Origin of the sequence: Phaeovulum vinaykumarii, from assembly GCF_900156695.1 — a bacterium.
GTDB lineage: Bacteria > Pseudomonadota > Alphaproteobacteria > Rhodobacterales > Rhodobacteraceae > Bieblia_A > Bieblia_A vinaykumarii.
Genome location: NZ_FTOM01000005.1, coordinates 54,609 through 79,440, shown reverse-complemented (window position 1 = coordinate 79,440; position 24,832 = coordinate 54,609). Strand labels below are relative to the sequence as shown.

The 24,832-nt window shown below is 70.0% G+C and carries 18 protein-coding genes; 8 read left to right on the top strand and 10 right to left on the bottom strand.

All coding sequences use genetic code 11. The annotated features are described in order from the left end of the window. Nucleotides 1–114: 114 nt before the first annotated feature. Nucleotides 115–1,605: a divergent polysaccharide deacetylase family protein gene (locus BW949_RS11090; protein ID WP_076366073.1), complete on the top strand. Its 1,491-nt coding sequence runs from the start codon at nucleotides 115–117 to the stop codon at nucleotides 1,603–1,605. A 159-nt stretch (nucleotides 1,606–1,764) separates the two neighbouring features. On the opposite strand, the gene trpE is transcribed toward BW949_RS11090, so the two are convergent. The 3 genes from trpE to BW949_RS11075 all read right to left on the bottom strand — a co-directional run bounded on the left by trpE (nucleotide 1,765) and on the right by BW949_RS11075 (nucleotide 6,533). Next, a complete protein-coding gene (trpE, locus tag BW949_RS11085; RefSeq protein ID WP_076366071.1) occupies nucleotides 1,765–3,270 on the bottom strand; it encodes an anthranilate synthase component I in 1,506 nt (501 codons plus the stop codon). A gap of 10 nt (nucleotides 3,271–3,280) precedes the next feature. Further along, nucleotides 3,281–5,134, bottom strand: a complete 1,854-nt coding sequence (locus BW949_RS11080; RefSeq protein WP_076366069.1) for a peptidylprolyl isomerase — start codon at nucleotides 5,132–5,134, stop codon at nucleotides 3,281–3,283. 205 nt (nucleotides 5,135–5,339) lie between these two features. Then, nucleotides 5,340–6,533 (bottom strand): aminotransferase, encoded by a 1,194-nt coding sequence (locus BW949_RS11075; RefSeq protein WP_076366067.1) that lies wholly within the window; start codon nucleotides 6,531–6,533, stop codon nucleotides 5,340–5,342. A gap of 564 nt (nucleotides 6,534–7,097) precedes the next feature. On the opposite strand from BW949_RS11075, the gene BW949_RS11070 reads away from it, so the two are divergent. The 3 genes from BW949_RS11070 to BW949_RS11060 all read left to right on the top strand — a co-directional run bounded on the left by BW949_RS11070 (nucleotide 7,098) and on the right by BW949_RS11060 (nucleotide 10,244). Continuing rightward, entirely contained in the window at nucleotides 7,098–8,099 is a 1,002-nt protein-coding gene (locus tag BW949_RS11070; protein WP_076366065.1) for an ABC transporter substrate-binding protein, read from the top strand. Nucleotides 8,100–8,284: 185 nt separating this feature from the next. Continuing rightward, the gene (locus BW949_RS11065; protein ID WP_076366063.1) at nucleotides 8,285–9,196 is read left to right on the top strand and encodes an ABC transporter permease; all 912 of its coding nucleotides are present in this window, start codon (nucleotides 8,285–8,287) and stop codon (nucleotides 9,194–9,196) included. Continuing rightward, nucleotides 9,189–10,244: a quaternary amine ABC transporter ATP-binding protein gene (locus BW949_RS11060; protein ID WP_076366061.1), complete on the top strand. Its 1,056-nt coding sequence runs from the start codon at nucleotides 9,189–9,191 to the stop codon at nucleotides 10,242–10,244. Before BW949_RS11065 ends, BW949_RS11060 begins: the two co-directional genes overlap by 8 nt. Before the next feature lie 90 nt (nucleotides 10,245–10,334). On the opposite strand, the gene BW949_RS11055 is transcribed toward BW949_RS11060, so the two are convergent. The 4 genes from BW949_RS11055 to BW949_RS11040 are packed head-to-tail and all read right to left on the bottom strand — an operon-like array spanning nucleotide 10,335 to nucleotide 15,305. Then, complete coding sequence (locus BW949_RS11055; RefSeq protein WP_083947729.1) at nucleotides 10,335–11,624, bottom strand: OpgC family protein; 1,290 nt, start codon at nucleotides 11,622–11,624, stop codon at nucleotides 10,335–10,337. Further along, nucleotides 11,617–13,545, bottom strand: a complete 1,929-nt coding sequence (mdoH, locus tag BW949_RS11050) for a glucans biosynthesis glucosyltransferase MdoH (protein WP_076366059.1) — start codon at nucleotides 13,543–13,545, stop codon at nucleotides 11,617–11,619. The genes BW949_RS11055 and mdoH overlap by 8 nt, the downstream gene beginning before the upstream one ends. Before the next feature lie 3 nt (nucleotides 13,546–13,548). Further along, nucleotides 13,549–13,731 (bottom strand): hypothetical protein, encoded by a 183-nt coding sequence (locus BW949_RS11045; RefSeq protein WP_076366057.1) that lies wholly within the window; start codon nucleotides 13,729–13,731, stop codon nucleotides 13,549–13,551. Continuing rightward, nucleotides 13,728–15,305, bottom strand: coding sequence for an OpgD/OpgG family glucan biosynthesis protein (locus tag BW949_RS11040; protein ID WP_076366276.1), 1,578 nt, complete (start codon nucleotides 15,303–15,305; stop codon nucleotides 13,728–13,730). Before BW949_RS11040 ends, BW949_RS11045 begins: the two co-directional genes overlap by 4 nt. A 445-nt stretch (nucleotides 15,306–15,750) precedes the next feature. Between BW949_RS11040 and BW949_RS11035 the strand changes: the two genes are divergently transcribed. Beyond that, nucleotides 15,751–16,989: a urate hydroxylase PuuD gene (locus tag BW949_RS11035; RefSeq protein ID WP_076366055.1), complete on the top strand. Its 1,239-nt coding sequence runs from the start codon at nucleotides 15,751–15,753 to the stop codon at nucleotides 16,987–16,989. A 13-nt stretch (nucleotides 16,990–17,002) separates the two neighbouring features. Here the strand turns inward: BW949_RS11035 and BW949_RS11030 are convergent, their stop codons facing one another. Both BW949_RS11030 and BW949_RS11025 read right to left on the bottom strand, forming a co-directional pair. Further along, nucleotides 17,003–17,623 carry a nucleoside/nucleotide kinase family protein gene (locus BW949_RS11030; RefSeq protein ID WP_076366053.1) on the bottom strand — a complete coding sequence of 207 codons (621 nt, stop codon included), beginning with the start codon at nucleotides 17,621–17,623 and terminating at the stop codon, nucleotides 17,003–17,005. A gap of 14 nt (nucleotides 17,624–17,637) precedes the next feature. Beyond that, nucleotides 17,638–18,267: a thiamine phosphate synthase gene (locus BW949_RS11025; RefSeq protein ID WP_076366051.1), complete on the bottom strand. Its 630-nt coding sequence runs from the start codon at nucleotides 18,265–18,267 to the stop codon at nucleotides 17,638–17,640. Nucleotides 18,268–18,445: 178 nt separating this feature from the next. Between BW949_RS11025 and BW949_RS11020 the strand changes: the two genes are divergently transcribed. The 3 genes from BW949_RS11020 to BW949_RS11010 all read left to right on the top strand — a co-directional run bounded on the left by BW949_RS11020 (nucleotide 18,446) and on the right by BW949_RS11010 (nucleotide 22,212). Further along, on the top strand, nucleotides 18,446–19,192 hold the full coding sequence (locus BW949_RS11020; RefSeq protein ID WP_076366049.1) for an RNA methyltransferase: 747 nt from the start codon (nucleotides 18,446–18,448) through the stop codon (nucleotides 19,190–19,192). A gap of 223 nt (nucleotides 19,193–19,415) precedes the next feature. After that, nucleotides 19,416–20,729, top strand: coding sequence for a COX15/CtaA family protein (locus BW949_RS11015; protein WP_076366047.1), 1,314 nt, complete (start codon nucleotides 19,416–19,418; stop codon nucleotides 20,727–20,729). 1 nt (nucleotide 20,730) lies between these two features. Beyond that, the gene (locus BW949_RS11010; RefSeq protein ID WP_076366045.1) at nucleotides 20,731–22,212 is read left to right on the top strand and encodes a carboxypeptidase M32; all 1,482 of its coding nucleotides are present in this window, start codon (nucleotides 20,731–20,733) and stop codon (nucleotides 22,210–22,212) included. A gap of 204 nt (nucleotides 22,213–22,416) precedes the next feature. Here the strand turns inward: BW949_RS11010 and BW949_RS11005 are convergent, their stop codons facing one another. Next, nucleotides 22,417–24,495, bottom strand: coding sequence for a methyl-accepting chemotaxis protein (locus BW949_RS11005; RefSeq protein ID WP_083947728.1), 2,079 nt, complete (start codon nucleotides 24,493–24,495; stop codon nucleotides 22,417–22,419). Nucleotides 24,496–24,832: the final 337 nt, after the last annotated feature.

The window sequence follows — 24,832 nt, the reverse complement described above, 5'->3', positions numbered from 1 at the left end:
TGCGGCGCGCGGTGGGGCCATCCTCCGTGCGCGTGCGCGGTGGTAGCCAGCCCCGCGCGTGTGCGCGGATTGGCCAGAAGGCGCCCCGAGCGGGCAAGAAGCGTGGGAGCAGGCATGGCGAGAAGCGTCGTTTCCGGATTTCTGCTGGGCTCGGCATTTTCCGGGCTGGTGCTGGCGGGGGCATCGTTGACCGCGCCCTTGCCGGGGGCCGAGGCGCCGCAGGCCGATGCGGCCGTCCCCCCGGCCGAGACCGCGCCGCCCGAGGCCGCCCCCCCCGAGACGCTGGCCCCCGTCCCGCCCGAGGCCGTCGCCGCCCCAAGGATCGCGCCGGAGACCCCGATCCCGGTGCCGCCGCCGGGCGAAGTCGTCGTGCCGCGCCTGGCGCCGGGCGGCGCGCCCGCGCCCGAGCTGGCCGCGCCGGATGTGGACATGCCGGGGGGGGACGTGTCGGCCGAGATGCCCACCGAAACGCCTGATGCGATGGCCGCCGGGACGCCTGTCGAGGCGGCGCCCGAGATTGCGCCTCCCGAGACTGTGGTTTCCGAGACTGTGCCGGAACCCGCGCCTGCCGATCCCGCGCCGTCTGAGCCCGCGCCGTCTGAATCCGCCGACGCGGCGCCCGCGGCGGCCGATGCCGAGACCCCCGAGACCCTGGCAGAGGCCGACGCGCCCCTCTCGGCGCCCGAAGCCGAACCTGCCCCCGAACCCGAAACGCCCGCGGCCGCCCCTGCGGCGCCCGAGGCCGGGCCCGCCCCGATGGCCAGCGAACGGCCCGCCCGCCTGCGTGGCAGCGCCAGCGTGGGGTTCGAGAATGCCGAAGGTGTCCGCGTCAACCGGCTGGCCCGGATCGAGCCCGAAGCGGGCGCGGGGAACGGCTCGGGCGCCAACACCGAGGCGGGCGCAACGCCGCAGGTCCGTGCCGCCGATGACCTGCCGCCGCGGCTGCGCTTTGCCGCGCCCTTCTCGGCGCTGGACGATGCCGCGCAGATGACCGTCGTGCTGGTCGATGTCGGCGGGCGTGTGGGCGGGATCGACCGCGCCAGTCTCAAGAGCATGGGCTTTCCGGTGACTGTCGCGCTGGACCCGATGCGCCCCGATGCCGCGCAGGTGGCCGCCGATTACCGCGCCGCGGGCTTCGAGGTGGCGATCCTGGCCGCGCCGCTGCCGCAGGGCGCCCAGCCTGAAGATCTGGAACAGGTTCTTCAGGGCTGGCGCTCGATCCTGCCCGAGGCGGTGGCGGTGATCGAGCCGCCCGCGCCGGTGATCCAGAATGCCCAAGTGCTGGCCGCACAGCTGGTCGAGGCGCTGACGCGCGACGGGCTGGGCCTTGTCACCCAGGACCGCGGGCTGAATGCCGCGCAGCGTCTGGCGCGCCGCGAGGGGCTGGCCCAGGCGCAGGTCTGGCGCGTGATCGACGCCGATCGCCCGCGCGCCGAGGCGGTCAAGCGGATGCTCGACCGTGCCGCCTTCGAGGCCCGCCGCGACGGCGCGGTGGTGGTGATGCTGCAATCCTGGCCCGAAAGCGTCGAGGGGCTGATGGCCTGGGCCGCCACCCCCGAAGAGGGTCTGCAACTGGCGCCGCTGTCGGCGGTGCTGGACGAATAACCCCCGCTCCGGCAACGCCAATCCTACGGCGGTGCCACCCCCGCGCCGGCAAGCGGCGACGCCACGAGAAAGCCCCCGCCGGGCGGACGGGGGCTTCGGTAAAGGGGGCCTCGGGAGATGGGGCCTCGGGGGACGGGGCTTCGCGTGGCGCTGGGGGGCTCAGTTGCCGCGGCGGACGAACAGGCCCGCGTCCTCGGCCGCCTTGCGCAGCGCGCGCGACTTGTTGACGGTTTCCTGCCATTCGGCCGCGGGGTCGCTGTCATAGACCACGCCGCCGCCGGCCTGTATATAGAGCGTCTCATCCTTGATCACGGCGGTGCGCAGCGCAATGCACATGTCCATCTCGCCATTGGCGGCGAAATAGCCCACGCCGCCGCCGTAGATGCCGCGCTTCTCGGGTTCCAGCTCGTCGATGATCTCCATCGCGCGAACCTTGGGCGCGCCCGAGACCGTGCCCGCCGGCAGCCCCGCCAAAAGCGCCGAGAGCGCGTCGTGGTCATCGGACAATTCGCCGACGACATTCGAGACGATATGCATGACGTGGCTGTAGCGCTCGATCACGAATTGCTCGGTCGGGTGGACGGTGCCGATCTTCGCCACGCGGCCCACGTCGTTGCGCCCCAGATCAAGCAGCATCAGATGTTCGGCCAGCTCCTTTTCGTCGGCCAGAAGGTCGACCTCGAGCGCGCGATCCTCCTCGGGGGTCGCGCCGCGGGGGCGGGTGCCGGCGATGGGGCGGATCGTCACCTCGTTCTCGCGCAGGCGGACCAGGATCTCGGGGCTGGCGCCCACGATCTGGAAGGCGCCGAAGTTCAGGAAGAACATGAAGGGCGAGGGGTTGGTGCGCCGCAGGCTGCGATAGAGCGCGAAGGGCGGCAGCGGGAAATCGGCCGACCAGCGTTGCGCCGGCACCACCTGGAAGATGTCGCCCGCGCGGATGTATTCCTTGGCCTTCTCGACCGCGGCCTTGTAGCCCTCGGGGGTGAAGTTCGACCGCAGCGGGCCGACCTGCGCCACCTCGCCCATCTCGCGGCCCTGCGCGGGCGCGCGGTCGAGATCGCGCAGCGCGTCCATCACCCGTTCGGCGGCCTGGGCATAGGCCGCGCGCGCCGAGAGGCCGGCGCTCTGGAAGGCGGGCGCGCACAGGATCACGTCGCCCTTCACCCCGTCGAGCACGGCCACGACCGAGGGGCGCATCAAGACCGCATCGGGCACGCCCAGCGGGTCGGGGTTCACGTCGGGCAGATGCTCGACCAGACGGATCATGTCATAGCCGAGATAGCCGAAAAGCCCGGCCGCGGCGGCGGGCAGGCCCTCGGGCATGTCGATGCGGCTTTCCGCGATCAGCGCGCGCAGGCTTTCGAACGGATGGCCGGGCAGATCCTCGAAGCGGTCCTCGAACCGGGCCTGGCGGTTGATGCAGGCTTTCTCGCCATGGCATTTCCAGATGACGTCGGGCTTCATGCCGATGATCGAATAGCGTCCGCGGACCTCGCCGCCGGTCACCGATTCCAGCACGAAGGAATTCTCGCGCGCATCGGCCAGCTTGAGCATCAGCGAGACCGGCGTGTCCAGATCGGCCGCCAGTCGGGCATAGACCAGCTGGTTCCGGCCCTCGGCCCAGCCCGCCTCGAAGGTCTCGAAATCGGGAAACAGCGCGACCATGGGGGCCCTCCTATTGCATCTGGGCGTGAACGCCGTTGATGACGCCCGTGTCGATGCGCAGACCGGCCGTCTCCTGGGCGGCGCGGGCAAACATCGACACGACATCCTGCGACAGCGATTGCGACAGCTGTTCGGCGACCGTCTCGCGCACGGCGGCGATCTCGGCGTCGGCCGGGTCGGCCGCGTGCAGCGCATGCAGCGCCACCACCAGGACGCGGCCCTGCGCATCGACCACGCCGGCCTGGCCGGGCTCCAGCTCGAAGGCGACCTTCGAGACCTCGGGGGGCAGGCCCTCGACGAAGCCGCCGCGGGGCAGGCGCCCCACTTCGGTGGTGATCAGGCCTTGCGCCGACAGCGGCTGGCCGGTGGCGACGGCATTGACGATCTCGTCGGCGCGGTCCAGCAGGCGGCTGTGGATGTTCGAGGCCGTCCAGGCCGCGGTCACGCGGTCCACGATCTCGTCATAGGGGATCGGGGCGGGGGGCTGGATCTCGTCGATCTGGAGCGCGAAGACGCCGCCGTCCTCAAGCTCCTTGAGTTCGGGGAAATCCTCGACACGGCCTTGCTCTGCGACCTCGCGGAAGGCGGTATAGGCGGCGATGCCGTCTTCGGAGGCGCTGCCGTCATAGGACAGGCGCGCCAGCTTCATGGACGTTTCGCGGGCCACCTCCTCGAGCGTGGCGCCCGAGGCCAGGAGGTCTTCGATCTGCGGGGCGCGCTCAAGGATCAGCCGGCGTGCGCGTTCCAGCGTGGCCTCGGCGGCCAGTTCGGCGCGGGCCTCCTCGAAGCTGGTTTCCTCGGCGGGCAGGATCGCGGTGACCGAGAAGAGCGCGGGGCCCAGATCGGTGTCGACGGGGCCGACGACGCCCGGTCCGGGGGCGGCAAAGACGGCCTCGCCCGCGCGGCCCAGCTGGATGCGGGTCATCTCGCCAAGCTCCAGATCGGCCGGCGTCAGGCCGCGGTCGGCGGCCAGATCGGCAAAGCGGGCCGCGCCGCTGTCCAGACGGTCGCGCGCGGCCTCGGCGGCGGCCTCATCGGCGAAGATCAGACGTTCGACCACGCGCCGCTCGGGGGTGACGAATTCGTCGTGGCGCGCGTCATAGGCGGCGCGCAGCTGCGCGTCATCGGGGGCGGCCTCGTCGGCCAGATCCTCGGGGCGCAGCCACAGATAGCGGATCTTGCGGGTCTCGGGCCGGGTGAATTCGTTTTCGTGGGTGGCGTAATAGGCCTTCAGATCGGCCTCGGTCGGCGCCGGCACGGGGCTGGCCAGGTCGGTGTCGGTCAGTTCGATCCAGGCGATCGAGCGCGTCTCGGTGATATAGGCGGTGTAGGTGTCGACCAGAACCTCGGGGGCGGGCAGGCCGCCGGCGATGGCGCCCTCGACGATCATGCGCGCGGTCTCGCGGCGCAGGTCGGCTTCGAAGCCGGCCTCGGTCAGGCCCTGGCGGGCCAGCGTCTCGCGGTAGATCTCGCGGTTGAAGCGGCCGTCGGGGCCCTGGAAGGCGCGCGCCGTGGTGATCTGGCGGCGCACCTCGTCATCGCCGACCGAGACGCCGAAACGGGCGGCCATCTCGTCCAGCGCGGCATCGCCGAACAGACGCGCCTGCACGCGGCGGTCGAGACGCAGCGCCTGGGCCTGTTGCATGTCGATGGGCTGGCCGATCTGCGCCGAGACCGCGCGCATCTCGTTGCGCAGCGCACGGGCATAGGTGTTCACGTCGATCTCGGTGTCGCCGACGCCGCCGACGCTGCGCAGCCCCCCCGAGAACGAGGTGATGCCAAAGCCCCCGATCCCCAGGATCACCAGCGCCAGGAGCAGCCAGACGACCATGCTCTTGCCCTTGGTGCGCAATGCGTTCGACATGGCCGCTCCTCCGTGGCTGTCCGTCGCGGAAATCCGCGCATCACGGGGGTGTTTAGGCGCTTGCCACGCCGCGGGCAAGGGCGGTTGCGCGGGCAGGTGATGCAAAAGCCCCGCATAAAGGGGCGGTCCCCCGCATCGACCAGAGGGCCGGTGCGGGGTGCAGGCGGTGCGGGGTGCAGGCGGTGCGGGGTGCAGACGGGGGGGCTTACGGGGTGAAGGCCGCCAGCCGGTCGATCAGCGCCCCGATCCCGTCGGCATCGACATTGGCAAAGGCGATGCGCAGCGCGCCGGCGCCGCGGGGGTCGCCCTCGGGGGTGAACATCGTGCCCGGCAGCGCCAGAACGGCGGCCTCGGTCACCAGCCGGCGCGCCATGTCGTGCGAGGACAGATCGAACGGATGTTCGAGCCAGCCGAAATAGGCCCCGCAGCCGGTCAGCCGCCAGCCCGGCAGCCGCGCCGCCCCCTGCACCATGGCCGCGCGCCGCGCCAGGATCTCGCGCCGCTCGCCCGCGACCCACTCGCCCAGGTGGCGCATCCCCCACAGCGCCGCCATCTGGCCCAGCTGGCCGGGGCAGATCGCCACCGTGTCGAGGAATTTCTCGACCTGCGCCAGCCGCGCGGGGCTGGCCAGAACCGCGCCGACGCGGTGGCCGGTCAGCCGGTAGGCCTTGGAAAAGGAATAGAGCTGGATCAGCGTGTCGTCCCAGTCGGGGTCGGTGAACAGCGCATGCGGCGCGCCTTCGCGGGCGTCGAAATCGCGGTAGGTCTCGTCCAGCACCAGCGCGATGCCCGCCTGCCGCGCCAGATCGGCGAAGGCGCGCACCAGATCGGCGGGATATTCCACCCCGCCGGGGTTGTTGGGGGTGACCAGCACGATGGCGCGGGTCTCGGGGGTAAGAAGCGCGTGCGCGGCCTCGGGGTCGGGCAGAAGGTCCGGCCCGGTGTCCAGCACCTGGGTGCGCACGCCCGCCATGTCGAGCCACATGCGATGGTTGAAATACCAGGGGCTGGGCAGGATGACGGCATCGCCTGCGCCCGCAAGCGTGGCCATCACCGCGCAGAAGGCCTGGTTGCAGCCCTGGGTGATCGCCACCTGATCGGCCCCGATCGCGCCGCCATAGGCGCGCGACCATTGCGCCGCGATCTCGGCGCGCAATTCGGGCAGGCCCAGAACCGGACCATAGAGATGGGCTTGCGGCACCTCGAGCGCGGCCTCGGCGATGGCGCGGCGCAAGGCTTCGGGCGGGGGGGCGACGGGGGCGGCCTGGCTGACGTTGAGAAGCGGGCGGTCGGGCGGGAAGTCCAGCCCCGCGATCCAGCGGCGCGCCGCCATGACCGGGGGCGCGAAGGTGGCGGCCAGCGCGGGGTTCAGCGGATGGGGCGGGACGGGGCGGGTCATGGTCTCTCTCCGGCAGGGGATGTCAGATCATCAGACAAGACTACCCGGCGCAAGGACGGTGCGCGCGCAGGGGATGTCGCGCCCGGCGGTGCGCACGCCGGGGATGTTGCCTTTCGCGCCCTGGCCGCGCGCCAATTTCGCGTCAAGGTTGTAATGCTGACGTAACGCTCTATCCTTGAGGTGTTTTGGCGCGAGACCTTGCGTTCCGCCGACGCCGGTTTTGCGCGCAGAGTGTCGTTCGCGGCGTGCAACCGTCGCCGCGGACCCGCCTAAGACATGCGCTGCGCGGGGGATGTGGTTGCGATGGCTTGCAATCCACGGGGTGTCAATTTACGACATTCTGTGTCGCTTTTGAGTGATCCTCGTGGGGTCACACAGTTAACCCTGTCGCATGGCCATCGTGACCTGTCACACAAGGTTCTGCGCAGGGACTTCGGGCTCTGGCCTGTGCCCCATCGGGCGCGGCCGCGACACGAGCCCGCTCATCACCTGCAAGGACCGGGAACGCAGCCCACCGGTCTTTGGTCAATTTCCGGCTGCGACGCACGATAAAGGGAGTGACGCATGAGCAAACAGCGGATTGCTTCGGCTCTGGCGCTGATGGCGGGCCTCGGCCTTTCGCCCGCGCTGGCCGAGGACGCCTGTGGCGCGATCAGCGTGGCCGAGATGAACTGGGCTTCGGCCGGGGTTGCGGCCTGGGTCGACAAGATCATCCTTGAAAACGGCTATGGCTGCGACGTGACGCTGGTCACCGGCGACACGATGCCCACCTTCACCTCGATGAACGAGAAATCCGAGCCCGACCTGGCGCCCGAACTGTGGGTCAACGCGGTGCGCACGCCGCTTGATGCCGCGGTTGCCGAAGGCCGCATGGTCATTGCCGCGCCGATGCTGTCGGATGGCGGCGTCGAGGGCTGGTGGATCCCGAAATACCTTGCCGACGCCCATCCCGAGATCAAGACCGTTCAGGACGCGCTCGAGCATCCCGAACTGTTCCCGGCGCCGGAAGACCCGTCGCGCGGGGGCGTGCACAACTGCCCGTCGGGCTGGAACTGCCGCGTGTCGACGACCAACCTGTTCCGCGCGCTGGATGCCGAAAGCAAGGGCTTCGATCTGGTTGACACCGGCTCGGCGGCGGGTCTCGACGGCTCGATCGCCAATGCCTATGAGCGCAAGCAGGGCTGGCTGGGCTATTACTGGGCCCCGACCGCGATCCTGGGCAAATACGAGATGACCCGCCTTGACTGGGGCGTGCCCAACGACCGCGCCGAATGGGACAGCTGCACCGCGGTGCCCGATTGCCCCGAACCCAAGGTCAACGCCTATCCCGTCTCGGATGTCTATACCGTGGTGACCAGGGAATTCGCCGACAAGGCGGGCGTGGCCATGGATTACGTCCAGACCCGTCAATGGGACAACCAGACCGTCGGCAAGGTGCTGGCCTGGATGGACGAGAACCAGGGCACGAACGAGGACGCGGCTTACCATTTCCTTGAAAACTACAAGGACATGTGGACCAAGTGGCTGCCCGAGGACGTGGCCGGCAAGGTCGAGGCGGCGCTCTGAGCCCCGCAAGGGCCTTGAGACATCAGCGGTCCGGGCCGAGGGGTCCGGACCGCATTTTCATACTCCCGCCGCGCGGCGTCGGCCCGATGCGTTCCCCGTGAACCCCGGACCTGCTCCCTGCGACGGAATGGGGCCTTCGGGCCCTGCTGACCCGCAACGCCCGTCTTTCAGGAAAGGATGGACCTATGGCTTCTAGCTGCTGGGGATTGCCCGAGCTGATCTGCCGTTTTCCCGAGGTGGATGCCACCGCCATGCGTCACGCGCGCAGGGCCATCGACACCGGCTTCCGCGACCTCGTGCGCGAATTCTCCGACGTCATCGACGCGGCCACGGCGCCGCTTCAAGTGTTTCTCAACATGCTCGAGAACACCTTCGTCAATACCCCGTGGATCATCGTCTTCGCGGTGCTTCTGGGCGTGGTCTGGGCGGGGGCGCGTTCGGTCCGTGTGGTCGCCGGCGCGGCGCTTGCGCTTCTGGTCATCGGCTGGGTCGGGCTTTGGGAAGATACGATGATCACCCTGGCCATGGTCACGGTCTCGACCCTGCTGGCGGTGGCGCTGGGGCTGCCGGTCGGCATCTTCACCGCACGGTCGGACCGGGTGCAGGCGGTGGTCAACCCCACGCTTGACGTCATGCAGACGCTGCCGTCCTTCGTCTATCTGATCCCGGTCGTGGTGATCTTCGGCATCGGCAAGGTGCCGGGCCTGATTGCCGTTGTCATCTACGCCATTCCGCCCATGATCCGGCTGACCAACCTGGGCATCCGCCTGGTCGACCGCGAGGTGATCGAGGCCGCCGATGCCTTTGGCTCGTCGGACCGCCAGAAACTGTGGGGGGTGCAATTGCCGCTGGCGCTGCCCACGATCATGGCAGGCGTCAACCAGACCATCATGATGGCGCTGGCCATGGTCGTCATCGCCTCGATGGTGGGCGTCGGCGGTCTGGGCAAGAACGTGCTTCAGGCCATCAACAACCAGTTCTTCACCGTCGGCTTCCTGAACGGCTTTGCGCTGGTCGCCATTGCCATCATCTTCGACCGCACCAGCCAGGCCTTCGGCAAGCGGCTCCAGAAACATCGTGAGGCCGGCCATGAGTGACATCCGTCCCGACATCGAGATCCGCAATCTCTACAAGATCTTCGGCGCCGATCCGGGCGCCCATATCGAGGCCGTGAAGGCCGGTCTGTCGAAGACCGACCTGAACCGCAAGCATGGGCATGTTCTGGGTCTTCAGGACATCAACCTGACCCTGCCGGGCGGACAGATCAGCGTCATCATGGGGCTGTCGGGCTCGGGCAAGTCGACCCTGATCCGCCACATCAACGGGCTGATCGCCCCCACCGCGGGCGAGATCCTCTATGACGGCGAGGACGTCTGCCGCATGTCCGAGGCCGAGCTGCGCCGCTTCCGGCGCAAGCGCACGGCGATGGTGTTCCAGAAATTCGCGCTCTTGCCGCACCGCACGGTTCTGGAAAACACGCTCTACGGGCTGGACATCCAGCGCGTGCCGCGCGCCGAGGCCGAGCCGATCGCGCGGCGCTGGATCGACCGGGTGGGCCTCAAGGGCTTTGAAAGCCATTACCCGGCGCAGCTTTCGGGCGGCATGCAGCAGCGCGTGGGTCTGGCCCGTGCGCTGGCCAATGACGCCGACATCCTGCTGATGGACGAGGCCTTCTCGGCGCTCGACCCGCTGATCCGGGTGGACATGCAGAAGGTGCTGCTGGAACTTCAGGAGGAGCTGCGCAAGACCGTGGTCTTCATCACCCACGATCTCGACGAGGCGCTGCGGCTGGGCGACAAGATCGCCATCCTGCGCGATGGCGCGCTCGAGCAGGTGGGGACCGGCCAGGAGATCGTGCTGAACCCGGCCAACGATTACGTGGCCGCCTTCGTGCGCGAGGTGAACCGTAGCCGGGTGATCCATGCCGGCACCGTGGCGCGTGTGCCCGAACCCGGCGAGAGCCTGCCCGAGGCCTCCTATCCCGCGCGGCTGGTGCTGGAGAAGGTCGCCCGCCGGATGACCCGCGACGGGCATCGGGCGGCGCGGGTGGTGGACCGCAACGGCGACACCCAGGGCGTGATCGACCTGTCGGCGATCCTCGAGGCGATGGTGAACCCCGCCACGGCCGATTCCGAGACCGCCTGACCCGTTTTCAGATCCTGCAAAAAAAGCGCGCGCCCCCCGATCCGTCAGGGGGCGCGCGTTTCGTTTTTCCGGGGGGCTCAGCGGGGGGGCTCAGGCGGCGGCCTGCGCCACGCTGTCGGGCGACGTGGCCGCCGGCGCGGGGGCGGCGGTCGCGGGCTTGGCGGGGCGGATGCGGGCGCGCTCGCGCAGGACCGCCAGCGCCCAGAGCACGACGATCCCCCCCGCGATCAGGCCCGCATCAAGCTGCCAGGCGGGCGGGAAGGCGCCCTTGAGAACCTGTCCCGTCAGGCTGAGGATGGTGCCGAAGGCAAAGACCGGCAGCGCCTGGCGCCCCATCACCGACACGGGTTCCAGCCAGCGCATCGCGCAGACGCGCCGCACCACGCCAAAGGACGACAGGAAATAGGCCAGCGCCAGGATGTGCAACAGCCGCGGCAGCGCCAGATAGGTCTTGTCGAAGCCCGCCAGATAGAAGGGCACGCCGGCCTTGTAGGCGGCATGGAGCGTGCGGTTCATGTAGCTGCTCATCGGATCCCATTTCATCCAGACGAGCGCCAGCACCAGGAACCCCCCGCTCAGCGCCTGAAGCCACCCGCGCCGCGGCACGAAGCGCTTGCCCTCGCGCAGGCTCATGCCGGTCAGAAGGCCCACGGTGAAGATCAGCTGCCACGAGATCGGGTTGAAGAACCAGCCGCCCGCGTTGGGGTAATTGGGCAGGTTCAGCCGGAACTGCCCGGCCAGCACCCAGATCGAGATCGACACCGCCAGCGCCGCCCATTTCCGCCAGGCCGCGATCCAGACCATGACCGGCGCGCCCAGCAGCAGGACGGCATACATCGGCAGGATGTTCACATAGCCGAACTGATGGCCCAGCGTCGGCAGGCCCACCATCACGTCGAGCGGCTTCTGGAAGACCGGGCCAAAGTTGTTCTTGCCCAGAAGCGCGGTCACGTCGAGCCAGAGCGCGCCCGCCGCCACCACCGCCATGACCCAGAAGGTCACGAACAGATGGACCAGATAGAGCGTCCAGGACCGCCCCCAGACATGCGCCAGCCCCGGCCAGAGCGGGCGGCGCAGCAGCCCCGGCGCATAGGCGATGCCAGCGGCCACGCCCGACATCAGCACGAAGGCCTCGGCCGCGTCGGAAAAGCCGAAATTGCGCGAGGTGTAATCCTCGAACACCGTGCCCGGCATGTGGTTGATGAAGATGGTGATGAGCGCAAGGCCCCGGAACACGTCCAGGCGCGGATCGCGCGTGCGGGCCCGTGCCGGTTGGGCCTGCGTTGGTTGGGCCCGTGCCGGTTGAGCCTGCGTCGGTTGGGTCGGGCGCGGGGGCGCCGCGCGGCCCTGCCCCTTGGGGGCGGGGGTGATGTCAGCCATGGGTTTCCTCCGCCGGTCGCGGCGCATCGGCCGGATCGTGACGGTTCTGTGACGCCTCCGGCCCCGGCGCGCCAGTGTCCGAGATGCCGCGCGCGGGCGCATCGGCGTCTTCCTGCTGAACCGGAACGGCCGCGGTCTGCGTCCCGAGCGGCGGCAGCACGGCGCCTTGCGCGGCCAGCCCCTCCCAGCGGGTCAGCACCGCGTCATGGGCCGCCACGATCGCGGGCGCGCGCCGATCGAAGGGCGTGGTGAAGAGCCGCCCCCGCCAGGGCCGTGCCGTCGCCCACAGGATCAGCGGCGCCAGCACCATCGGCACCACCACCGGCGACAGCCAAGGCACGAGGCCCGGCGCCCAGATCCAGGTGGCCGCGCCCCCCGCCAGTCCCCAGGCCGAGATCCACCGCCCCGCCACCAGCGCCGTGCGCAGGCTCAGCGTGCCGTCGCCGCGGTTGTTGGTGGGCCAGCCGCCGTCGCGCCCCATCAGCACCTGAAGCACCGCCCGCGTCTGATACATCAGGAAGACCGGCGCGGTGATCGAGGACAGGACCAGCTCGCTCAGCGTCGAGAGCGCGGCGCGCAGCCCGCCGCCGAAGCCCGCCGCGCGCCCCGAGGCGGCCGCGTCAAAGGCGATCAGCGCCTTGGGCAGGATCAGAAGGCCGATGATGCCGATGAAGAGCCCGATCGCCTTCGAGGTCTCGTCGGCGGGAAAGACCGGGAAGGGCCAGTAGGGCGTGGGGAAATAATCGGGCGGCGGCGCGGTCACCGTGGCCACGATCGACACCAGGATGAAGCCCAGCCAGAACAGCGGCGCGACATAGGCGAAGATGCCCTGCACGAAGACGAAGCGGCTCCACAGCTTGAGCCGCGGTGCTGCCAGCAGGCGCGCATGTTGCAGGTTGCCCTGGCACCAGCGCCGGTCGCGCTTGGCGTGATCGACGATGTTCTCGGGGCCTTCCTCGAACGAACCCTCGAGATCGTCATCGAGCCGCACGGTCCAGCCCGCACGCGCCAGAAGCGCGGCCTCGACGTAATCGTGGCTGAGGATATGGCCGCCGAAGGGGGGCTTGCCGGCCAGCGCGGGCAGCCCGCAGCTTTCGGCGAAGGCGCGCACGCGCACGGCCGCGTTATGGCCCCAGAAGGGCCCGCTGCGCCCCTGCATCATCGCCAGACCGCGGGCGAAGACGGGCGAATAGAAGGCGGCCGAGAATTGCATCGCGCGCCCGAACAGCGTCTGCGCGCGCACCACCTTGGGCAGCGTCTGCAAAAGGCCCAGCCGCGGCTCGGCCTCCATCCGCGCCAGCATCTCGAGGATGGTCTCGCCCTCCATCAGGCTGTCGGCGTCAAGGATCACCGCATAATCGTAGGCCGCGCCCGAGCGGGTGATGAATTCCTCGATGTTGCCGGCCTTCTTGCCGGTGTTGTCGGTGCGCCGGCGATAGAAGATGCGCCCGCGCGCGCCGGTCTCGGCCAGAAGCCGCAGGAACCAGATCTGTTCGAGCGCGGCGATCTCGGTGTTGCGCGTGTCCGACAGGATGGCGAAATGCACCTCGGCCCCGCCGCGGGCGGCGCGCGCGGCCTGAAGCGAGGCCTCCATCGCCGCGATGCGGGCGAAGGTCACCATCGGGTCTTCGTTGTAGACGGGGACCAGGACGATGGCGCGGCCCTGATGGGGCGGCGCTTTCACGCGCGGGGGGGCGGCGCGCGTGGTCAGGCCCATCAGCCCCTGCGCCGCGCCCCAGGCCAGCCACCAGGTCGAGATCAGGATCAGCCCGGCCCGCGTCAGGTCAAGGTTGTCCAGCCCGTCGGCGGCGCCGAATTTCATGAACAGCTGAAAGGCCACCGCGGCGGCGGTGACCGAGATCGCCAGCGCCGCCACCCGCGCGCGGGCAACCGCCAGCGCCGCGCCGAGGCCGGGCGGCATGGATCAGGTCTCGGCCCCGGGCGTGGCCTGGGGGGCCACCGGCGGCAAGGCCGGGGCGCGCCGGTCGATCAGCGCGGGTTCCAGCCTCTGGCGCGGCATCGCCAGGGGGGCATCGGGCAGGGCGCCCAGATCGCCCACCAGCGTGTCGATTTCGGCCAGGACTGTCAGGTGTTGCTTCAGCATCATTCCACAATCCATTGATATAGCCACGTTTCTGACAGTTTGCGGTCATATCCCCGCAGATGTGCTGCCAGCTCGACGGTCTCACCTTCATCGCCCGCGACATCCAGAACGAGGCGCCATATGCCGCGTTCGGGAATGCGCGAGAGCGTCTTTGTCACGATCTCGCCCCGGCTGACCGAGGCCACCGCCTCGATCTCGGCATCGCCGGGAAGCCCCGCGATGATGCCGCCCCGGAAGTCGATCACGAATTTCCGCGTGCCATCGGTGTTTGCCACACCGGACACGCCGCCATGTCCGGCGCGTGTCTCGTCGATATAGGCGCGCGTGTCGTCCTTGTCATGGGGCAGATCTCCCCAGTGCAGACGGTAGGCAAACTCCCGCGACTCGCCGGCGGAAACCTGCCCCTCGGGCACCCAGAAGGCCACGATATTGTCGTTGACCTCGAGATCGGTGGGGATCTCGACCAGACGCACGACCCCGCGGCCCCAGTCGCCCAGCGGTTCCACGTCCACCGAGGGCCGGCGCTCGTAGCGGGCCGAGGCATCCTGGTAATGGTCGAAGTCGCGGTCGCGCTGATGCAGCCCGAACCGGCGCGGGCTGTCCTCGACGAAATAGGAGCTGGCCAGCCGCGGCGGGTTGTTCAGCGGGCGCCACAGCACGTCGCCGTCGGCGCGTTCGATGCACAGCCCGTCGCTGTCATGCACATTGGGGCGGTAATCGTCGAAATCGGCGCGGTTCTTCTCGGAGAAGAGGAACATCGAGGTCAGCGGCGCGATGCCCAGCTGATCGACCGCCGCGCGGAAGAAGAGGCGCAGCGTGACATCCATCACCGTGGTCGCGCCGGGGCGAATGACAAAGCGATAGGCGCCGGTGACCGACGGGCTTTCCAGCGCGGCGAAGAGAACGATCTCCTCGGCGCCGGGGGCGGGGCGTTCGATGTAGAAGCGCGAGAAGCGGGGGAATTCCTCGGCCCGGCGCATCCCGGTGTTGATCGCCAGCCCGCGCGCCGAAAGACCGTAGGCCGAGCCACGCCCCAGCGCGCGGAAATAGGACGCGCCCAGGAAGGCCACCACCTCGTCGAAGACATCGGCGCGGTTCATCGGGCTGGCCAGCCGGAAGCCCGCCACCCCCGGCATCGCCGCATGTTCGGGCGCGCGCGCGGCCATCTCGTTGTAATAGAGGAAATCGTCGGTGCTGAAGGTCAGCTCGCGCGCGGCGGCGGCCTTGGTGTCCACCTCGAACAGGCGCACGGGTTCCTTGAACAGCCAGCCCATGTGGAACGCCGCCAGCGTGAACAGCGTCCCTTGCCCCTTCCACAGCGCGCGGTCGGGGTTGAAGTTGATCAGCCGGTAATCGTCATAGGTCAGATTGTCCAGAAAACTGGCCTTGACCTTGGGGCGTTCATGCGCCGTGGCCGCCAGGGCGCGCATTTCCTCGGTCAGCAGATCGAACGAGAAGGGCTGCGCCGGGTCGGGCGCCATCTCCGGCGCGGTCTCTGCCGGCGGGGGCGTCAGATCCTGGGCCAGGGCGGCGCCGCTGCGGCCGGCCGCAGGGCCAAGCAGGGCCGCCGCCGACATCCCGCCCAGAAGGGCGCGGCGCGACAGGGGCGGCGGACAGGGGCGGGCATGGGGCGTCAAGATACTGCGAATCCCGAAATTTTCTCGCGTTACATGACAGTAGGATGGCTAAGCTTCCATAACCAAAGACATGCACGCAGGGAATGTCACCTTTGCACCAGCTGCAATGCAGGCCGCGTTGTGCCGCAGGTGCATCACGATATTGGCATTTTGCGCGGGGAAAGGGATGCGAATTTGTGCGCGGCCTTTCGTCTCTGGCAGAGTCTTGCCGATATTATGGGCGGTGCGCGGCGTGCTGCCGTCTTTCGCGCCGGGCAGCGCGCGCGCAGGGCGGCATTCCGCGGTGGCGGGGGGAATGGCCTCTTGCCTTGTGCGGCGGGCTGCGCTTTGCCGGAAACGACCCTTGCCCGCGACGGGGCCGGGGCGACAGCCGTAAGGGGGTGAGATGGGCGATCTGAGCTTTGCCATGGCCTGGGCCGAAACCGGGATGCGCTGGCTGCATGTGGTCACCGCGATCGCCTGGATCGGCTCGTCGTTCTATTTCATCGCGCTCGATCTGTCGTTGCGCCCCGAGGCGGGGGCGCCGAAGGGGGTCTCCGGGGCGGCCTGGCAGGTGCATGGCGGTGGCTTCTACCACATGCAGAAATATGGCCTTGCGCCGCAGAACATGCCGCCCGACCTGACCTGGTTCAAATGGGAAAGCTATGCCACCTGGCTGTCGGGGATGGGGCTTCTGGGGCTGGTCTATTACTGGGGGGCGGATCTGTTCCTGCTGGACCCGCGCGTGGCCGACATGCCGGTCTGGGCGGGGATCGCGCTCTCGGCGGGGTCGCTGCTGCTGGGGTGGTTTGCCTATGACCGGGCGTGCAAGGCCACGCTGGGGCGCGACGCGCTTCTGATCGGGATCGTCTGGGGCATGATCCTGGTCATGGGCTGGTTCTACACCCAGGTGTTCTCGGCGCGCGCGGCAATGCTGCATCTGGGCGCCTTCACCGCCACGATCATGTCGGCCAATGTCTTTGCGCTGATCATCCCCAACCAGAAGATCGTGGTGGCCGACCTGATCGCCGGGCGCAGCCCCGATCCCCGCCTGGGGGCGGCGGCCAAGCAGCGGTCGCTGCACAACAATTACCTGACGCTGCCGGTCATCGTGCTGATGGTGTCGAACCATTACCCGCTGTTCTTCGATGCGCACTGGAACTGGCTGATGGCGGCGCTGCTGTTCCCGATGGGGGCGCTGATCCGGCATTGGTTCAACAGCCATCACGCCCGGCGCGGCAATCCGTGGTGGACCTGGCCCGCGGCCGCGGCGGTCGGGGCCGCGATCATCTGGCTGTCGGCGCTGGGGCCGGTTTCGCATGATCCGGAGGGTGACGACGCGGCCGCCCTTCACGGCGCCCCCGAGGCCGCGGCGCTGGCCGCAGGTTTTGCCGATGTCAACGATATCGTGGCGATGCGCTGCACCATGTGCCACGCCGAAACCCCGCTGCATCCGCATTTCGCCGCGCCGCCGCGGGGGCTGGTCTTCGACACGCCCGAACAGGTGGCCCGCGCGGCCGAGCGGATCTATCTGAGCGCCGGGCGCACCGGGGCGATGCCGCCGGCCAATATCTCGTTCATGGAGCCCGCCGAGCGCGCCCGGATCCGCGCCTGGTTCGAGGGGATCGGCAAGACCGCCTCGTGAGGCGCGCGCCCTCTCAGGGGCGCAGCACGAGATCGACGGGCCGGCTTTCGGCGGCGACCAGACGGCCGTTCGGCAGGTCGTTTTCCGCGATGCGCCGCGCCGCCTCGGAGCGCGCCAGCCCGTCCCAGCGCGCCATCAGCCGCGCGCGCAGCACCTCTTCGGGCTGATCGAGCCGCACGCTCAGATCAAAGAGCGGCGCCAGCCCGCCCCAGGGCGCCCGCGCCAGCGTCAGGTAATTGCCTTCGGCCAGGATCACCTGCGCGCCGGCGGGAATGATCGCAGCGCCCGCGCGTGCGATCTCGATCCGGCGGTCGAAGATCGGGATGGCGATGTCGGGTTCGCGGGCGCGCAGCCGGGTCAGCATATGCGCAAGGCCCGCCACGTCGAATGTCTCGGGCGCGCCCTTGCGGGCCAGCAGGCCACGCGCGGCCAGAACCGTGTCGTCGAAGTGAAACCCGTCCATCGGCAGCAGCGCCGCGGTGCCGGGGCCCTCGGCATTCAGCCGCGCCACGGCCGCGGCGGCCAGCGTCGACTTGCCCGAGGCCGGCGCCCCGGCCAGCGCCACGATCAGCCGCGCCTGCGGGCCCCGCGCCGCGCGCGCCGCGGCAATGGCGGCCAGAAGGCGCGTCTCCATGGCCGGTGTCTCGATCAGCCGATCGCGCGGTCGAGATCGCGCAGCGCCGCGGCCGGGTCTTCGGCCGACCAGATCTCGGGGCCGAAGGCGAAGAAATCGGTCACCGGCGCCAGGCGGCGCACCAGATCTTCATCGAGCGCGCCTTCGGCGATCACCGGCACCTCGATCATCTGCGACCACCATTCGAACAGATCGAAGGGCGCGGGATCGGCCGTGCCCAGCGCGGTTGCGCCCGCGGGGCCGAAGCTGACGTAATCGGCGCCCGCCTCGCCGGCGTTGATGCCTTCGTGCCGGGTGGCGCCGCAGGCCGCGCCGACAATGGCATCGGCGCCCAGCTCCTTGCGCGCGGCGCGGACATGGCGGGCGCCGTCGGGCAGGTGGATGCCGTCGAGCCCATGCCGGCCGACCAGCGCCAGATGCGCCTCGATCACCACGGGGATGTCGCGCTCATGGGCGATCTGGCGGACCAGATCGGCGGCGCGCCCGATCTCGTATTCGTCGCGGCTGGCCAGCGCCAGACGCAGGCAGGCCACGGGTGCTGCATCGAGCGCGGCCGCCAGGATGTCGGCAAAGCTGTCGGTGTCGAAGCTGGGCGGCGTGATCAGGCAGATCTGCGGGCGGTCTTCGGACGGGGCGTCGGACATGGAACGATCCTTGCGGGTCTGCGCGGTTGCGGGTTGCCGGGTTTTAGGTCTGCGCCGGCGTCTTGGCAAGCGCAGAGGCCCGTTTCGGGGCCCGTTCTGGGGCCCGTTCCAGCACCCTCTGCCGGAACGGCGACGGGCCTGCTTGGCGGGGCGTGGGCGGGGTGCTAGAAGCTCGCGCATGACCGACGCACCTTCGAAACCCGTCTTCGTCCTTGTCCGCCCGCAGATGGGCGAGAATATCGGCGCCAGCGCCCGCGCGATGCTGAATTTCGGTCTTGACCGGATGCGGCTGGTCGATCCGCGCGACGGCTGGCCCAATCCGCGCGCGGTGGCCATGGCCTCGGGGGCGGCGGGGCGGGTGCTCGACCATGCCGGCGTCTTCCCCGGCGTGGCCGAGGCGATCGCGGATTGCCAGATGGTCTTTGCCACCACCGCCCGCGGGCGCGAGCTGTCCAAACCGGTGATGACCCCCGAGGCCGCCATGCGCCAGGCGCGCGCGCTGATCGGGCAGGGGGCGCGGGTGGCGGTGCTGTTCGGGCCCGAGCGCACGGGTCTCGAGAATGCCGATCTGGAAGGGGCGGGGGCGCTGATCTCGGTGCCGGTCAACCCGGAATTCCCCTCGCTCAACCTCGGGCAGGCGGTGCTGCTTTCGGCCTATGAATGGAGCCGGGCGGGGTTCGACGGCCCCGAGGTGGTGGCAGGGCCGGGCACCGAGATGGCCACCGGCCTCGAGCGCGACCACCTGGCGCGGCATTTCGAGGACGATCTCGAACGGGTGGGCTATTTCTTCCCCGAGACCAAGGCCGAGGGCATGAAGGCCAATCTGCGCCAGATGTGGGGCCGGCTGGGGCTGACGCGCCAGGACGTGCAGACGCTGCATGGCGCGCTGCGCCAACTGGCGCGCCGGCGCGACGGCGACGCCTGAGGGCTGCTGCGGGCCGAGGGGCGCGTCGGTCCGAAGGGAGCGGTGGGCCGAAGGGGGCGGTGGGCCGAAGGGGGCGGCGGGGCGCGCATGGCGCCGCATTCCGTGAACGGACTGACCGCGACAGAGCGGCCCGCGCCCGCGGCTTGCGGGGGCGCGCGGGCGCGCCTAAGTTGCGCGACGAAACGCCCCCGCGCGGGGGCCCGCGATCCTGAGGGGAGGGCCGATGGCCAGGAAACCCGCAAGCAAGCGCAAACGCGCGATCTTCGAAGACGTCGGTGCCGCCGCGCCGCCGCCCGCCGCCCGTGTGGCGCCGACGGGGGTGATCGACGCCCGCCCCGGTGCCACCCGCGCCGGGCAGGGCCTTTTGCGGCTGTGGTTCGTCGTGGTCTCGGTTCTGGTGCTGGCGGTGCTGCTGGCGCAGAGCTTCCTGCGGCTGAGCGCGCCGGATCTGGCCGCGGCGCTCTGGTCGGCGCCGCTGTCGCTGATGCCGCCGGCCGATGCCGCGGCCTGGGCGGCCGAGATGGCGCGCCATGTGCCGCGCCCGGTGCTGCCGCCGCTGCCCAGCCTGCCTGCATTGGGCGGGCCGGGCACGCTGGTCGTTCCGGCCGAGCCTGCGATGACGCTCGATACCTTCCGCCCGCTCTGGTGGGCGGGCTGGGGGCAGGCGCTCGGGGCGGTGTCGGCGCTGGGGCTGATGGTGCTGGGCTGGCCGATCCTGGCGCTGGCGGGCAAGCTGCCCAAGGGTCTGGGCGGGCGGCTGTCGCTGGTGCTGGCGCTGCTTCTCGGGCTGGCGCTGCTGGCGCTGGGGGGCACGCTGGGTCTTCTCGAGGCGCCGGTCGCACGGCTGGCGGCGCAGGCGGGCCTGCCGGCGGATCTGGGGCTGTCGCAATGGCCGCTCTGGCCCGGGTTCGACGCGATCATCTCGGCGGTCCAGCCTTGGCTCGCGACGGCGTCGGCGGCGGGGACGGCGGCGGTCTTCACGCTGCTGGTCGGGCCGGCGCTTTTGCGCGGGCGGGCCGATGTGGCGCTGTTGCAGGCGCGGCGGATGGGCGAACGCGGGCTGGCCCGCTGGGCCGGGGCGGCGGGCTGGCTCCTGGCGGCGACGCTGGTCCTGGGAGTGCATCTGACCGGCCTTGCGGGGCTGCCCGCCTCGGCCGACTGGCCGCGGATGAACGGCGCCTTCGTTCCGCCCGAGGTGCTGGCGCTGCCGCAGGCGGGTCTTGCGGGGCTGGCCGATCCGGTGGTTCTGGCCTTTGGGCACCGCGCCCTGGGCTATCTGGTCGTGCTGGTGGCGCTGGCGGGCTGGCTGGTGGCGCGCCGCTCGGTGCATCCGGTCACGCGCGGGGCGTTCCTGGTGATGGCGCTTGGCGCGCTGCTCCAGGCCTCGCTGGGCGTGCTGGGGGCGCTGCGCCCCGATCTGGCGCCGCTGCCGCTGGTCCATCTTGCGGCGGGCTTTGCGCTTCTGGCGCTGGTCCTGCGGGCGCGGATCTTCGCGCTCTATCCGGCCGTGCAATCCATCCGGGGGCGGCGGCGCTGAGATGACTGCCTTTGCCGAACTGATGGCGCATCAGCGCCGCACCGAGGCGCTGGCCGCGGTGGCCGGGCGTCTGGGCTGGGACCAGGAAACGGTGATGCCGCGCGGCGCTGCCGAGGAGCGGGCCGAGGAAATGGCCGCGATGGAGGCCGTTCTTCACGCCCGGCGCACCGATCCGCGCATCCCCGAGTGGCTGGCCGCGGCCGAGGCCCCCGATGTCGAAGGCGCGCGCGCGCTGGCGCTGATCGCCCATGCCCATCGCCGGGCCGCGGCCGTGCCCGAGCGGCTGGCGACCGAGCTGGCGCAGGTGACAAGCCTCGCCCAGGGCGTCTGGGCCGAGGCCCGCGCCGCCGAGGATGTGGCGCGTTTCCTGCCGCTTCTGACCCGCGTCGTGGCCTTGCGCCGCGAGGAAGGCCAGGCGATGGCCGCGGCCGGGGTGGGGGGCGGCGACGCCTATGATGCGCTGATCGACGGCTACGAGCCCGGCGCCCGCGCCGCCGAGATCGCCGCCATGTTCGCGCGCATGCGCCCGCGCCTTGTCGCCCTGCGCGCCGCCGTCCTGGGCAAGCCCGCCCCGCGCGCATTGACGGGCCAGTTCCCGACCGACGGCCAGATGCGTCTTGCCCGCGAGGTCGCCGGCGCCTTCGGCTATGACTGGACCCGCGGGCGGCTGGATCTGTCGGTGCACCCCTTCACCTCGGGGTCGGGCTCGGATGTGCGCATCACCACCCGCGTGGCCGAGGACGACCCCTTCAACTGTCTCTATTCCACCATCCACGAGGTCGGCCACGCGCTCTATGAACAGGGCGTGGCGGCGCGCATGACCTTCACACCGCTGGGCGGCGGCGTGTCGATGGGCGTCCACGAGAGCCAGAGCCGCATCTGCGAGAACCAGATCGGCCGCGGGATGGCCTTTTCGGTCTGGCTGCACGCACGGATGCAGGCGCTCTTCGGCGATTATGGCCTGGCCGGGCCCGAGGCGCTCCATGCGGCCGTCAACCGCGTGCATCCGGGCTTCATCCGCACCGAAGCCGACGAGGTGCAGTATAACCTGCATATCATGCTGCGCTTCGATCTGGAGCGGGCGCTGTTTTCCGGCGCGCTCGAGGTCGCGGATCTGGAAGAGGCCTGGAACACCCGGTTCGCGGCCGATTTCGGCGTGCCGGTCACGCGGCCCTCGCAGGGGCTGTTGCAGGATGTGCATTGGTCGGCGGGCCTTTTCGGCTATTTCCCGACCTATACGCTGGGCAATGTCTATGCGGGCTGTCTGAACCGGGCGATGCGGGCCGATCTTCCCGATCTCGACGCGCATCTGGCGGCGGGTGCGGCGCAGGTGCCGGTGGCCTGGCTGGCCGAGAAGATCCACCGTCACGGCGCGCTTTTCCCGCCGGCCGAGCTGATCACGCGGGCCTGCGGGGCGGCCCCGGACGAGACCGCGCTTCTCGAGGATCTCGAGGCCAAGTTCGGCGCGCTCTACGATCTCTGAGGCCTTCTGCCCCAGACCCTGCGCCCAGATCCCTCAGCCCCAGCCCCCTCAGCCCCAGCCCCCTCAGCCCCAGCCCCCTCTGGCCCAGCCCCCTCTGGCCCAGACCCCTCTGGCCCTGGGATCCTGAGGGGGCCTGCGGGGCGCATGGCCTTCGCCCCCCGGCAATGTCCGGGGCGCGCGCGCGCGCGGGGGGCGCTCAGGTGCTCAGGCGCTCTGACGCCAGCCCATGTCGTCCAAGGGGGCGGCGCGGTCGGCATCGTTCAGGCGGAACACCGCGCTTTCGCGGCTGAGCGTGCGGGCCTGTTCCTCGAGCATCTTCACCGCGGCCGAGCTTTCCTCGAACATCGCCGCGTTCTGCTGGGTCAACTGGTCAAGCTGGTTGGCCGCCGTGGTGATCTCGGACAGGCCCAGCGATTGCTCGGCGGCCGATCTGGCGATGGCCTGCACCAGATCGTCCACCCCGCCGATCAGCACCTCGATGCGGTCGAGCGCCTCGCCCGACCGGCCCACCAGATCGACGCCCGAACGCACCTGGGCGTCCGAGGTGCGGATCAGATCGGCGATCTCGCGCGCGGCCTCCGAGGAGCGCTGCGCCAGCGCGCGCACCTCCGAGGCCACGACCGCAAAGCCACGCCCGGCTTCGCCTGCGCGCGCGGCCTCGACGCCTGCGTTCAGCGCCAGAAGGTTGGTCTGGAAGGCGATCTCGTCGATCACGCTGGTGATCTTGGAAATCTGGTCCGAGCTTTTTTCGATATCGTCCATGGCCTGGATGGTTTCGCGCACGATGGCATGTCCCGAGCGCGAGAATTCGCGCGCTTCGGACACCGACGCGGCGGCGGCGCTGGCATCGCGCGAGGACTTCTGGACATTCGAGGCCAGTTGCTGGATCGCGGCCGAGGTTTCCTCGAGCGAGGCGGCCTGCGTCTCGGTGCGCCGGCCCAGTTCGTCCGAGGCGTCCTGAAGGCTGCCGGCCTCGGCCTGGATCGCGTTGGCGCCCTCGACGATCGAGCCGACCAGTTGCGACATGCGCGTCATGGCCAGGTTGAAGTCATGGCGCAGATCGTCGAATTCAGCCGGAACATCGCGGTCGATGCGCACGGTCAGATCGCCTTCGCTCAGCGCCTCGACGGCGGCCTGGAAATTCTCGATCGCGGATTTGCGCGCGGTGATGTCCGAGGCGAATTTCACCACCTTGTAGGGCCGGCCGCGGTCATCGAAGATCGGGTTATAGGTGGCCTGGAGCCAGACGTCCTGACCGGATTTCGAGATGCGGCGGAATTCGCCCTGGCGGAATTCGCCCCGCCCCAGCGCCTGCCAGAAGGCGGCGTAATCCGGGCTCTGGCGGTGTTCGGGCGTGACGAAGGCGGAATGGTGCAACTTGCGGATTTCCGCGGCGCCATAGCCGGTGGCGGCCAGGAAATTGTCGTTGGCGCGCAGGACATTGCCCTTGAGGTCGAATTCGATGACCGCCTGCGAGCGCGACAGCGCCTTGAGCTGGCCGGCCTGATCGAGCGCGCGGCGTTTGGTTTCGGTGATGTCCGAGGCGAACTTTACCACCCGCGCGACGCGTCCGTCGCCGCCGCGGATCGGGTTATAGCTGGCCTGAAGCCAGATCTCGCGGCCGCCCTTGGCGACGCGGCGCATCTCGCCGGCGCGGAACTGGCCGTCGCGCAGGGCGGTCCACAGATCGCGGTAGTCGGCGGTGTCGCGTTCATCTTGCGGCATGAACATGCTGTGATGGCGGCCCACGATCTCGTCCTGGGTATAGCCGGTCGCGGCCAGGAACAGGTCGTTGGCCTCGAGGATGGTGCCGTCGGGATCGAAGGTGATGACCGCGTTCGAGCGCCCGATCGCCTCGATCATCGCAGCGTCGCGGCGCGCGGCCTCGACCCGTGCGGTCACGTCACGGGCCAGCGCGACCACCTGGGACAGCGCCCCGGCGTCATCGCGGATCGGCGACAGCGACATTTGGACATGGCGCAGCTGCCCCGTCTGCGTGCGCCATTCGGCATAGGCGCTTTGCGCCTGTCCGGCGCGCAGCGCGGTCCAGAGCGTCTGCGGATCGGGGTCGCAGGCGCGGCTTTCGGCCAGCAGATCGTCATGGCGCCGCCCGTCGAGCGCGCCCTCCGGCGCCTCGAGCAGCGCGTGAAAGGCCACATTGGCGCGCAGGATCCGCCCCTGCGGATCCAGCCAGGCAACGGCAAGTGCGCCGTCGCAGGCGCGTGCAAGCGCCGCGTCCCAGTCCGGTGCCTGAGCTCGGCGCGATCTTCTGAACAGAGCCATGAGAATCTCCCTAAACCCGAGCGGATTCCTACCGGGAAGGGATTAATGCTTCGTGCAACTGGTCTTGATTTTCGGGCCTTTCGGACGCGATTTGAGGGCGGGCCGGGTGCGAATCATGCGCATGGGCCTGCCGGCGCGTGCGCGGGGGCCGGCGCGTGCGCGAGGGCCGGGGTGTGCGGGAAACAATCCCCCGCCCGGCGCGGCATTGGATCGCCGATCCGCCGAAAACTCGCACAATGTTTCGCGCCGCGCAACGCCTGTTTCCGAAATGTGGCAAGCGCCCCGGCGCGCCGGACCGATTCCCCCGTGCCCGCGGGCAGGACACTGCCCGATTCCG

What these genes read in the sequence shown, in the direction of transcription:
- BW949_RS11090 (WP_076366073.1), top strand. Translation starts at nt 115, where the DNA reads ATGGCGAGAAGCGTCGTTTCCGGATTTCTGCTGGGCTCGGCATTTTCC.
- trpE (WP_076366071.1), bottom strand. Translation starts at nt 3,270, where the DNA reads ATGGTCGCGCTGTTTCCCGATTTCGAGACCTTCGAGGCGGGCTGGGCC.
- BW949_RS11080 (WP_076366069.1), bottom strand. Translation starts at nt 5,134, where the DNA reads ATGTCGAACGCATTGCGCACCAAGGGCAAGAGCATGGTCGTCTGGCTG.
- BW949_RS11075 (WP_076366067.1), bottom strand. Translation starts at nt 6,533, where the DNA reads ATGACCCGCCCCGTCCCGCCCCATCCGCTGAACCCCGCGCTGGCCGCC.
- BW949_RS11070 (WP_076366065.1), top strand. Translation starts at nt 7,098, where the DNA reads ATGAGCAAACAGCGGATTGCTTCGGCTCTGGCGCTGATGGCGGGCCTC.
- BW949_RS11065 (WP_076366063.1), top strand. Translation starts at nt 8,285, where the DNA reads ATGGCTTCTAGCTGCTGGGGATTGCCCGAGCTGATCTGCCGTTTTCCC.
- BW949_RS11060 (WP_076366061.1), top strand. Translation starts at nt 9,189, where the DNA reads ATGAGTGACATCCGTCCCGACATCGAGATCCGCAATCTCTACAAGATC.
- BW949_RS11055 (WP_083947729.1), bottom strand. Translation starts at nt 11,624, where the DNA reads ATGGCTGACATCACCCCCGCCCCCAAGGGGCAGGGCCGCGCGGCGCCC.
- mdoH (WP_076366059.1), bottom strand. Translation starts at nt 13,545, where the DNA reads ATGCCGCCCGGCCTCGGCGCGGCGCTGGCGGTTGCCCGCGCGCGGGTG.
- BW949_RS11045 (WP_076366057.1), bottom strand. Translation starts at nt 13,731, where the DNA reads ATGATGCTGAAGCAACACCTGACAGTCCTGGCCGAAATCGACACGCTG.
- BW949_RS11040 (WP_076366276.1), bottom strand. Translation starts at nt 15,305, where the DNA reads ATGTCGGCGGCGGCCCTGCTTGGCCCTGCGGCCGGCCGCAGCGGCGCC.
- BW949_RS11035 (WP_076366055.1), top strand. Translation starts at nt 15,751, where the DNA reads ATGGGCGATCTGAGCTTTGCCATGGCCTGGGCCGAAACCGGGATGCGC.
- BW949_RS11030 (WP_076366053.1), bottom strand. Translation starts at nt 17,623, where the DNA reads ATGGAGACGCGCCTTCTGGCCGCCATTGCCGCGGCGCGCGCGGCGCGG.
- BW949_RS11025 (WP_076366051.1), bottom strand. Translation starts at nt 18,267, where the DNA reads ATGTCCGACGCCCCGTCCGAAGACCGCCCGCAGATCTGCCTGATCACG.
- BW949_RS11020 (WP_076366049.1), top strand. Translation starts at nt 18,446, where the DNA reads ATGACCGACGCACCTTCGAAACCCGTCTTCGTCCTTGTCCGCCCGCAG.
- BW949_RS11015 (WP_076366047.1), top strand. Translation starts at nt 19,416, where the DNA reads ATGGCCAGGAAACCCGCAAGCAAGCGCAAACGCGCGATCTTCGAAGAC.
- BW949_RS11010 (WP_076366045.1), top strand. Translation starts at nt 20,731, where the DNA reads ATGACTGCCTTTGCCGAACTGATGGCGCATCAGCGCCGCACCGAGGCG.
- BW949_RS11005 (WP_083947728.1), bottom strand. Translation starts at nt 24,495, where the DNA reads ATGGCTCTGTTCAGAAGATCGCGCCGAGCTCAGGCACCGGACTGGGAC.